The sequence below is a fragment of the Microaerobacter geothermalis genome (assembly GCF_021608135.1).
GTDB classification, from domain to species: Bacteria; Bacillota; Bacilli; order DSM-22679; family DSM-22679; genus Microaerobacter; species Microaerobacter geothermalis.
Genome location: NZ_JAKIHL010000060.1, coordinates 1 through 9,156, shown reverse-complemented (window position 1 = coordinate 9,156; position 9,156 = coordinate 1). Strand labels below are relative to the sequence as shown.

At 40.7% G+C, this 9,156-nt stretch carries 15 protein-coding genes; 11 read left to right on the top strand and 4 right to left on the bottom strand.

What is annotated here, in order from left to right:
• On the top strand, positions 1–219 hold a 219-nt coding region (locus L1765_RS15315; protein ID WP_236408361.1), incomplete at its 5' end, for a hypothetical protein.
• Positions 220–233: 14 nt separating this feature from the next.
• Here the strand turns inward: L1765_RS15315 and L1765_RS15310 are convergent.
• Positions 234–692, bottom strand: a complete 459-nt coding sequence (locus L1765_RS15310) for a YhcN/YlaJ family sporulation lipoprotein (protein ID WP_236408360.1) — start codon at positions 690–692, stop codon at positions 234–236.
• A gap of 119 nt (positions 693–811) precedes the next feature.
• Here L1765_RS15310 and L1765_RS15305 point away from each other — a divergent pair, with 119 nt between their 5' ends.
• The 9 genes from L1765_RS15305 (at position 812) to L1765_RS15265 (ending at position 5,495) form a co-directional block, all read left to right on the top strand.
• Positions 812–1,018 carry a DUF1657 domain-containing protein gene (locus L1765_RS15305; RefSeq protein ID WP_236408359.1) on the top strand — a complete coding sequence of 69 codons (207 nt, stop codon included), beginning with the start codon at positions 812–814 and terminating at the stop codon, positions 1,016–1,018.
• Positions 1,019–1,052: 34 nt separating this feature from the next.
• A complete protein-coding gene (locus tag L1765_RS15300) occupies positions 1,053–1,916 on the top strand; it encodes a DUF421 domain-containing protein (RefSeq protein WP_236408358.1) in 864 nt (287 codons plus the stop codon).
• A gap of 16 nt (positions 1,917–1,932) precedes the next feature.
• Positions 1,933–2,412: a stage V sporulation protein AC gene (spoVAC, locus tag L1765_RS15295; protein ID WP_236408357.1), complete on the top strand. Its 480-nt coding sequence runs from the start codon at positions 1,933–1,935 to the stop codon at positions 2,410–2,412.
• Between the two features lies 1 nt (position 2,413).
• Positions 2,414–3,430 carry a stage V sporulation protein AD gene (gene spoVAD, locus L1765_RS15290; protein WP_236408356.1) on the top strand — a complete coding sequence of 339 codons (1,017 nt, stop codon included), beginning with the start codon at positions 2,414–2,416 and terminating at the stop codon, positions 3,428–3,430.
• Positions 3,427–3,777 (top strand): stage V sporulation protein AE, encoded by a 351-nt coding sequence (gene spoVAE / locus L1765_RS15285; protein WP_236408355.1) that lies wholly within the window; start codon positions 3,427–3,429, stop codon positions 3,775–3,777. Before spoVAD ends, spoVAE begins: the two co-directional genes overlap by 4 nt.
• A gap of 301 nt (positions 3,778–4,078) precedes the next feature.
• On the top strand, positions 4,079–4,612 hold the full coding sequence (locus L1765_RS15280) for a sigma-70 family RNA polymerase sigma factor (protein WP_236408354.1): 534 nt from the start codon (positions 4,079–4,081) through the stop codon (positions 4,610–4,612).
• 66 nt (positions 4,613–4,678) lie between these two features.
• Positions 4,679–4,900, top strand: a complete 222-nt coding sequence (locus L1765_RS15275; RefSeq protein ID WP_236408353.1) for a DUF1659 domain-containing protein — start codon at positions 4,679–4,681, stop codon at positions 4,898–4,900.
• Positions 4,901–4,936: 36 nt separating this feature from the next.
• On the top strand, positions 4,937–5,155 hold the full coding sequence (locus tag L1765_RS15270; RefSeq protein WP_236408352.1) for a DUF2922 domain-containing protein: 219 nt from the start codon (positions 4,937–4,939) through the stop codon (positions 5,153–5,155).
• 166 nt (positions 5,156–5,321) lie between these two features.
• The gene (locus L1765_RS15265; RefSeq protein WP_236408351.1) at positions 5,322–5,495 is read left to right on the top strand and encodes a BhlA/UviB family holin-like peptide; all 174 of its coding nucleotides are present in this window, start codon (positions 5,322–5,324) and stop codon (positions 5,493–5,495) included.
• A gap of 67 nt (positions 5,496–5,562) precedes the next feature.
• On the opposite strand, the gene L1765_RS15260 is transcribed toward L1765_RS15265, so the two are convergent.
• Positions 5,563–6,912 carry a TrkH family potassium uptake protein gene (locus L1765_RS15260; RefSeq protein WP_236408350.1) on the bottom strand — a complete coding sequence of 450 codons (1,350 nt, stop codon included), beginning with the start codon at positions 6,910–6,912 and terminating at the stop codon, positions 5,563–5,565.
• Between the two features lie 129 nt (positions 6,913–7,041).
• Here L1765_RS15260 and L1765_RS15255 point away from each other — a divergent pair, with 129 nt between their 5' ends.
• Positions 7,042–7,410 (top strand): Asp23/Gls24 family envelope stress response protein, encoded by a 369-nt coding sequence (locus L1765_RS15255; RefSeq protein WP_236408349.1) that lies wholly within the window; start codon positions 7,042–7,044, stop codon positions 7,408–7,410.
• A 50-nt stretch (positions 7,411–7,460) separates the two neighbouring features.
• Here L1765_RS15255 and ftsW read toward each other — a convergent pair whose 3' ends face one another.
• The gene (gene ftsW, locus L1765_RS15250; RefSeq protein ID WP_236408348.1) at positions 7,461–8,585 is read right to left on the bottom strand and encodes a putative lipid II flippase FtsW; all 1,125 of its coding nucleotides are present in this window, start codon (positions 8,583–8,585) and stop codon (positions 7,461–7,463) included.
• Between the two features lie 19 nt (positions 8,586–8,604).
• Positions 8,605–8,949: a YugN family protein gene (locus L1765_RS15245; RefSeq protein WP_236408347.1), complete on the bottom strand. Its 345-nt coding sequence runs from the start codon at positions 8,947–8,949 to the stop codon at positions 8,605–8,607.
• Between the last annotated feature and the right edge of the window lie 207 nt (positions 8,950–9,156).

Sequence of the window (9,156 nt, the reverse complement as noted above, 5' to 3'; positions counted from 1 at the left end):
ATACGAAGTTCAGAAGAATACTGCATCATAACTACTGGAAACATTTACAACGATTATCCCGGGCATCCCTATACCCATTTTTATCTGGAAATTGATACCAAGCACTTGACATTTTTAGATCAGTATGACCCGGGAGGGAATTATTTTCATATCAAAGAATTTTCACGTCTGCGAGTCGAGTTCATTAAATTGAATGAAGCCCGGGGTTGTTGCAGTTGACAATTCCAGGGCTTCTATCCTCTCATATCCTTGTTTATCTTATCCACCTTTTTCTTCACTTGATTCGGATCGTTTATATTTTTTTTTGAAATATTTATTTCCAATTTTTTTAGTTCATCAAAAAGTTTTCCGTCTGAAGTGACATGAATTTCGTATGGTTTGAACTCCTTCTTCAGTTTATGGTGTACTTCTCTTCGTATATTTTTTAATCGAAACCTCTGGAAGTTCGTTACTTTCACAGCCAATGAAAGATCCTTGTCAATGACTACTGCTGATGCATCATCCACCCCCTTGACCGTTTTCGCTATATCCACTGCTAGTTTCGCTTTATCAGGCTGAATATTGGGGATTTTTTTTTGTTCTTGGTTAATCTGCTGTACTTTGGTAGTTCCTGGGGATTTTTCTCCTGGATTTCCGCTACATCCTGAGGCAAAAAGCATCAAAGTGATCATGATCAATAAAAACCTTTTCAATATGACTCACCCCTTGATTTATTTTTACAAGAATTCCAATTATTATACGTCAAGGGTTACTCTTATTCAGGTATGAAAATTGTACTTTTATAAAATGTTAATAGAGAGGAGGTAGGGTGATGACAGTTAGTTCAAAGGTAAAGCAAACCATGGCCAGCTTAAAAGGAGCAGAAGCTACATTAAAAATATATGCGGAGCAAGCCCAGAAGGAAGAATTGAGAGAGATTTACGAGAAGAATGCGATGAGATTAAAGGGGATTGTAGCAAAGTTGGAACATCGGGTAAAAACATTGGAATTTGAGGAACCCCAATATAAAGGTTACTAAAAATACAGGTTATTAAAAAAGGGGGCAGAGAAAATTGCCTGAATGGCTGAATATACCCATTCGATCCATTGGAATGTTTGTCTTGCTAATTGCTGTTACCCGGATCATCGGCAGAAAGGTGGCATCTCAACTCACTTTTTTTGATTTTGTATTGGGAATCACCATAGGCGGAATTGCCGCATTGATTTCCATGAATATGGTGGAAAATCTGGCAAATGCCATCATTGGGCTGTCTGTATGGGTCCTTTTGGCAATCGGACTAACCTATCTTACCTTAAAAAGCAAATGGATAAGGGACTTAATTTACGGGAGGGAAACGGTGTTAATCAAACGGGGAATGGTAATGGAGGACAATTTAAAGGAGGTTCGTTACACGCCGGAAGATTTACTAAGACAGCTTCGTAAGAAAAATGTATTTGAGCTGGCAGATGTAGAATTTGCGGTGATGGAATCAGACGGGGAGATAAATGTTTTGCTAAAACCAGAACATAAACCCCTTTCTTCCAAGGACTTGAATATTGAAGTAGCTTCCGAAAGTGAACCTCAAACCGTCATCCTTGACGGAAATATCATGGATGAACCGTTATCCAATTTGGGATTAAACCGGCAATGGCTGCAAACGGAGTTAGATAAGATCGGTATTTCGCCTGAAAATGTGTTTATCGGGCAAGTTAATTCCATGGGAGAATTATATGTAGACCTGTTTGATGATGCCTGGCAAATTCCCAAGCCATCGACAAGGGATTTGCTGATGCATACCCTAAAAAAATCACAAGCAGACCTTGAAACCTTTGCATTGGATACCAATGATCCAATGACAAAAAGCATGTATTCCGATACGGTAAAGGAATTAAAAGGGATCATTACAGAACTTGAACCCCTTCTTATAAATAAATAAAGGCTGGTGAATCACATTGTCGGATAAAAAGAAGAAAAAATTAACTCCTGTTCAACAGGAATACCATGTCTTTGCCAAGGGAAGGGAACCGCATCGTCCGGTGGTTTTAAATTGTTTCAAGGCATTTCTGGTTGGTGGTTCCATCGCTTTGTTTGGCCAACTGCTGCAAACCTTCTTCACCCGATATTTCGATTTTACAGAGAAAACGGCTGGAGATCCAACGGTTGCCGTTTTAATTTTTCTTTCTGCTTTTCTTACTGGTTTGGGAGTGTACGATCAGATTGCCCAGTGGGCAGGAGCGGGAACCCTTATTCCGGTTACCGGTTTCGCCAATGCGGTGGCATCGGCGGCTATTGAGCACCGGAGTGAAGGATTTGTGTTGGGCGTAGGCGGAAATATGTTTAAACTGGCGGGATCTGTCATTGTATTTGGTGTTTTTTCTGCATTTGTCGTTGCAATTATAAAGACTTTAATTTTAAAGCTGGGCGGTGTTTAAGATGAAAAAGGGACGAACCTGGGTATTTCCGAATAAACCGATTATTCTTTCTTCGGCTGCTGTTGGGGGTCCCTTTGAAGCCCAGGGACCGTTAGCCAAAGATTTTGACATTCTTCACGAAGATTTATGGCTGGGTCAAGATAGTTACGAAAAAGCGGAAAAAAAACTGCTGGAACAGGCCGTAGAAAAAGCAATCGATAAAGCGGAAAAAAAGAAGGAAGATATTCAATTCTTCCTTGCTGGAGATTTAATGAACCAACTTATTACCAGCAGCTTTTCAGCCAGAACATTAGGAGCACCGTATATTGGCCTTTTTGGGGCCTGTTCGACATCGATGGAAGGGATGGCATTGGCTTCTTTAATGGTGGATACCGGATACGCCGAATTGGTTGTGGCGGCAACGGCCAGCCATAATGGGGCTGCTGAGAAACAATTTCGTTATCCTACGGAATACGGTTCACAAAAACCACCGACGGCACAATGGACTGTGACAGGGGCCGGTGCTGCTGTGATAGCCTCTCAAGGAAAAGGGCCTAAAGTTACGTCTGCCACCATTGGCAGAATTGTCGATATGGGGATTTCTGATCCTTTTAATATGGGAGGGGCTATGGCACCTGCCGCCGTCGATACCCTTGAAACACATTTCAGGGATCTGAGGATCGATGCTTTCCATTATGATTTGATTTTAACAGGGGACCTTGGAAGGGTAGGACATCGGATTGCCGTTGACTTGCTGAAGAAGCATGGGCTTCCTATTCCGCAGGATCGGTTTGGAGACTGCGGATTGATGATTTATCGGGAGGATCAGCCGGTCCTTGCCGGAGGAAGTGGGGCAGCTTGTTCAGCTGTGGTTACATATGGACATGTTCTGAATCAGATGAGAAAAGGGGAATTAAAAAAAGTATTAATAGTCGCCACAGGAGCACTTCTCTCCCCATTATCATTTCAGCAGAATGAGAGTATTCCCTGTATCGCCCATGCGGTTTCGATTGAGATGGAAATGGAGGAGTTCCTATGATTTTCTTCTGGGCTTTTGTTGTCGGGGGGCTCATATGCGTCATTGGTCAACTGATGCTGGATTTGTTGAAGCTGACTCCTGCCCATGTAACCAGTATCCTGGTGGTAGTTGGCGCCGTCTTAGATGGATTAGGGCTGTATGAACCCCTGATCGATTTTGCCGGAGCCGGAGCTACTGTGCCGATTACCAGTTTTGGAAATGCCCTTGTCCATGGGGCGATGGCAGAAGCAGAAAAGCACGGCTTAATTGGAGTTGTCACCGGAATCTTTGAGGTAACAAGTGCCGGAATTTCCTCTGCTATCATTTTTGGCTTTATTGTTGCCCTTTTATTTCGGCCAAAAGGTTAACCTGTTATTGTCGCGAGAGCGACTTTTTTTATTTATGCGAGGAAGTAAAGATTCATGCGTCCTTCTATCAACTTTTACTTTCTATATTTTCTAAGTGAATCAACCGATTCCTTCAGATATCTTGTTCATTCTTTGATTTTCTTTTAATTAATACTTGTTTTCTTAAGTTGATTTTAATCTTTCTTGTCCCTATTTGGGTCTTAAAGGATTTGTAGTTGGCAGGTGAAGGAAATCGTTGCCCATGGTATTTTTCTTTTGCGGCGCAATTTATGGATGACCGGTCTCCACTGAGGAGAAAAGAATGGATAATCCAAGGGAACTATGGGAAAAATATCAGCCTTTGTTAGGGAATTGTCTTAAGCGATTCCATCTTTACGGTTACTGGGATGATGCAGTCCAGGTTGCTCAAATGGCATTATGGGAAGCGTGTTTACGATTTGATTCTTCAAAGGGGTATTTTCCTGCCTATGCAAGAAAGTGGATCAATGGTCGTATGTTGAACTGGTTAAGCAGGGAGAGAAACTGGAAGAAGATGCACATTTTTCCCCGGGAAGAAGAGCATGAGGATTGGGTGGATATTATTCCCGATCCAATGGTTCAAATTGAAGATCATGTTGAAATGGGAAATCAGTTAAATGAATGGTTGGAAGGCTTGACTCAACGGGAAAAAGGGTGTTTGATTCTGAATGTCTTACAGGGATATACGTTAAAGGAGATTTCCAGTTATTATGGAGTGTCCATATGGACTGTTGCAGAGTGGAAGAAAAGGGGCTTATACAAGCTGAGAAAAAAAATGAACAATAAGTCCCAAAAAACATCTTCAAAAGGTATTTAATTAGTGCAGCGGTAAGCCGACAGATTTTCATCATGGGCTGACAATATTAAAGAGGAGGTGAATGAGATGCCAGTAATCAGCACTCCTAATTTTTCCAGAATCGTCATTGCGTTTCAGACGGGAGTTGATGCAAATGGCAATCCGGTTAAGCAATCTAAGAGTTACAACCGTGTCAAACCATCATCAACAGATCAGGATGTATATGATGTAGCCAATGCCCTTGCTGGATTGCAGAGCAACCCCGTTTTGTCCATCCAACGCTTTGACCAGGAAGAATTAAGCCAGTAACATTTGAATCGATTTCAAGTAAGGAGGTGAACCAAAATGGCGAAAACTTTGGATCTTTTGTTCTTAAACCAAGAAGGAAAGCGGGTTCGTCTCAGCATAAATAACCCCACTGAACCCGTTGATCCGCTGGCTGTTTCCACCGTGATGGATCTGGTCATAGCAAAAAATATTTTTTCAAGTACTGGTGGGGATTTGATCAGCAAAGAAGGGGCTGAACTGACGGAAAGAACGGTGACAGAAATTGTTCTCGGCTAATCACATCATGACTGCAATTGGTCACAGTTGAAGTCTTTAGGGGTGAAGGAAAATTTTCTTCACCCCATCAATTATTGACAGCGACCTCTTTAGTTCCGTAACGACAATTTATTTCCGAAATGCAAAGAAATTATAAAGGGGGGATTATCTGGTGGATGGTGAGCTTATGAAATATTTTGTCACACAAGGTCCCTTTGCCACCCTTTTTGTTTGGCTATTATTTTACGTGATGAAAAATAATAAAGAAAGAGAAAACCGTCTTCATCAGCTCCTTGATAAATTTAGCGACAAATATGATGTCATTATCGGGGAGCTTCGTGAGATGAAAGAGAAAATATAATTGTATAGATCCCCTTTTTTATCCAAATAACTATTGAGGTGGAACCCTAATAGGGGATGTCAAAAATTCACCCGACGATGATTCTCTCCTTCGGATAATGGAAATGGGGATCCCGATCTTCTCTCCGTAATAGAAAGAGTAAAGATAAAATCCCAATTCTTCCAATAAACATAAGAAAGATGATCACGACTTTTCCAACGGTGCTTAATTCTGGGGTGATTCCCATGGATAATCCTGTAGTACCGAAGGCGGAAGCCACTTCAAAGATAATTTCAATGGGAGAAAAATCTTCCACAGCCATTAATATCATGGAGCTTACGAAGAGAAGAAGCAAAGCCATGATAATCACGGCAAAGGTTTTTTCCACATCATCCTCATATAATTCTCTGTTAAATACCCTGATTTGCTTGTATCCCAGACTAAAGGCTCGAATTTTCAAAAAAATAATCGCTAAAGTTGTGGTCCTTATTCCACCACCGACACTGGATGGGCTTGCGCCTACAAACATCAGAAAAGACATAAACAACAGGGTTGCATTATTGAACAAGCTGACATCCATCGTTGCCAGTCCCCCATTTCTGGTGGTAACGGAATTAAAAAGGGCATAATAAATCGATTCTACTATTCCTTTGTCGGCAAAAAAATGTTTGTAGTCCAACAGCCAAATGCCAACTGCTCCAAGCAGCATTAGGGTAAAAAAGGTGGTGGTCGTAATTTTTGTGTAAAGGGAAAAACGGAAATTGGGATATTTCCCTGACAAGAAGTCCATCAATTCAATCAAAACCGGAAATCCGATGGCTCCGGCAATAAGCAGCAAAATATTTATCGTTTGTACGTAATAATCGTGACTGAAATCAAACAAAGAATTTCCAAAAATATCGAATCCGGCATTGGTAAAAGCGGATAAGGCTGAAAAGAAACCATAATAGTAGGCTTCATACCAATGGTTGTAGCGATCCAAAAAATAGGTGCCTAGAAGTATGGTTCCTATAGCTTCTATGCCAATGGCTAATCCCAATATTCGTTTCATTAAGGCAACTAGCCCGGAAAGGGTGGATTGGTTTTGGTCAACCATAATGAGTCTGCGCTGGCTAAGCCCAATTTGCCTTCCCAATACGATCCAAAGGAAAGTTCCAAGGGTCATGATACCGATACCTCCAAATTGTAAAATAAAGGAGAGCATAATGATCCCCGGAACATTAAAGGTGTCTGCAGTGTTGACTACAGTTAATCCGGTCACACTAATGGCACTAACTGCAGTAAAGAGAGCATCAATAAACGAAAGCTCTACACCCGGTTTGTGAAAAATGGGCAAACTGATTAAGATTGTGGCCAAAATCGTGGCAATTAAATAAAAAGATACGATGATTTGTACCGTTGATAATTTCCTTTTAGGTTTCATAAACATTAACCCCATACACTTTTTGTAGATACTCAAAAAATATCTTACTTTATTTTTGGGCCACAATCAAATAATATGAATATACGTTGCATTAAATCCAAGGACATCATAGAATGAAAGAAAAAGGCGAAGGAGGAAAGAGATATGACGGAAGGTACTGTGCGAATTGCCGATGATGTGGTGGCACTCATTGCTAGCATTGCAGCCTCAGATACCCATGGAGTTGCTGGGATGTCCGGAGGGATAACCGAAGGCTTAGCCAAAAGAGTAAGCGGCAAAAATGTACACAAGGGTGTATCAGTGGAGGTTGGAAATGTCGAAACAGCCATTGACCTGCGCATCATTGTAAAATATGGCGAAAAAATTGATGAAGTCTGCAGAAGATTACAAGAGAATGTAAAGGATGCGGTTGAATCCATGACCGGTTTAAAAGTGGTCGAGGTAAATGTAAAAGTGGAAGGAGTGGAATTTGAAAAAGTTGTTCCTGTTGTGGAAGAGCCTCGCACAAAATAACAACGATAACACAAGAATACGCAGATTTAAAGCACTCAAATAAGATTTTCTTATATGAGTGCTTTTTCTTTTTTCATGCGATTCACTTCCCTGGAAATACTTAGAATAATTCCCATACTGGTCATCATCACGATAAGAGATGAACCTCCATAGCTAATAAAGGGAAGTGGAACCCCAGTATTAGGAAGAAGTCCAGTTACCACACCGATATTTAATATGGTTTGAATGGCAATCATGGAAACAATGCCGATCCCTAATAGGTTGGCAAATGGATCATCAATTTTTTGGGTGACCAAAATAGAACGCCATATCAGCAGAATAAGGACAAAGATAAATAATGAAACTCCTACAAATCCCAATTCTTCCGCCATAATTGAAAAAATAAAGTCATTTTGAGGATAGGGAATATACATGAATTTTTGAATGCTTTTGCCAAATCCTGTACCTGTTATCCCGCCGTGACCTATGGCTAAGAGGGATTGAACCAATTGCCAGCCGGATTCATACCTATCCTCCCAAGGGTTTAAAAAGGATGCAAATCGTACCCTTCGGTATTCGGCAGAAAATACATAGTAAGTAATAATGGCCAATGCGGGAAGGCCGGTTAAAAAAAGATGTTTCAGCTTAGCCCCCCCAATAACCAGCATAACAATTCCAATGGAAAGAATTATCATAGCCGTGCCATAATCTGGTTGTTTTGCGATTAAGATAAAAATAATCCCGATGATTAGAACGGCGGGAACATATCCCTTGGTTAAGTCCTGAATTTTCCCCTCTTTTTTGCTAATCAATCCTGCCAAATAGATAATTAGACCCAGCTTTGCGAATTCTGCGGGCTGGAGAGTGAAAGCATCGGTACCAATCCAACTCCGGGCATTATTTGCCTCTATTCCAATCCCCTTTACAAATACCAGTGACAGCAATATTAGAATAACGAATAAAATAAGAACAAACCATCGTTTAAAAAAAGAATAGGGAATGTTCATCGTGATCAGCATACCAATCAGCCCCAGTATTGCCCAGATGATTTGCTTTCTGGTGAAGAACCATCGGTCATTCATTTCCCAATAAGAGACAATGGAACTGGCACTAAACAGCATGGTAATTCCAAATCCTACGATTAACAGGGTGGTAAAGAGTATAAAAAAGTCCGGCGTTCCTCTAATTGGTTTCATCGTTTCTCCATGGGAACAATTATGATAATTTTTGCTCCGCTTCCTTCAACTTATTTTTTGCCAGATTTAAAATCTCAGAGGGAATTTCCGCTTCATAATCCATTCCATGGGGAAACAGATGTTTTCCTATGTACGGTTGCTCCAGTTTAAGCATGGCATGGGGGTTTTCCAATTCACCTTTAACGGCAACTCCTTTTATTCTAAGGAAATACACATTTCCAGAAGCGGGATGCTCATATTTGTAATCGTAATGGGCTTGATGATAGTCCCATGCCCAACGGAAAAATCCAATGCTTTCCAGCTTATGATCCAACTCACTAAGGGTCTTTTGGATCCCGGATATAGAAAATCCTTCAATAATCATGTTCATACCTCCCGAATTAAATGTCTTATTATATATGATAGTATGATTCCCCAGTTCATGCAAACAAATTTGGACAAAACTGTTGAACGTCTGTGATATTGTCATATTGTAACGCATCAGTGAAAATGTCACTATGGGACAGGAGAGAATAACTTTGAGCAAAAAAGAGTTGAAGCGTTACAAAGTCATTGAACAACTGATTCAAGG

Bases quoted from the DNA above. Each gene is read 5' to 3' on its own strand.
- spoVAE (WP_236408355.1), top strand. From the start codon at position 3,427: ATGATTTTCTTCTGGGCTTTTGTTGTCGGGGGGCTCATATGCGTCATT.
- L1765_RS15275 (WP_236408353.1), top strand. From the start codon at position 4,679: ATGCCAGTAATCAGCACTCCTAATTTTTCCAGAATCGTCATTGCGTTT.
- L1765_RS15260 (WP_236408350.1), bottom strand. From the start codon at position 6,912: ATGGGGTTAATGTTTATGAAACCTAAAAGGAAATTATCAACGGTACAA.
- spoVAD (WP_236408356.1), top strand. From the start codon at position 2,414: ATGAAAAAGGGACGAACCTGGGTATTTCCGAATAAACCGATTATTCTT.
- L1765_RS15265 (WP_236408351.1), top strand. From the start codon at position 5,322: ATGAAATATTTTGTCACACAAGGTCCCTTTGCCACCCTTTTTGTTTGG.
- ftsW (WP_236408348.1), bottom strand. From the start codon at position 8,585: ATGAAACCAATTAGAGGAACGCCGGACTTTTTTATACTCTTTACCACC.
- L1765_RS15255 (WP_236408349.1), top strand. From the start codon at position 7,042: ATGACGGAAGGTACTGTGCGAATTGCCGATGATGTGGTGGCACTCATT.
- L1765_RS15245 (WP_236408347.1), bottom strand. From the start codon at position 8,949: ATGATTATTGAAGGATTTTCTATATCCGGGATCCAAAAGACCCTTAGT.
- L1765_RS15280 (WP_236408354.1), top strand. From the start codon at position 4,079: ATGGATAATCCAAGGGAACTATGGGAAAAATATCAGCCTTTGTTAGGG.
- L1765_RS15305 (WP_236408359.1), top strand. From the start codon at position 812: ATGACAGTTAGTTCAAAGGTAAAGCAAACCATGGCCAGCTTAAAAGGA.
- L1765_RS15270 (WP_236408352.1), top strand. From the start codon at position 4,937: ATGGCGAAAACTTTGGATCTTTTGTTCTTAAACCAAGAAGGAAAGCGG.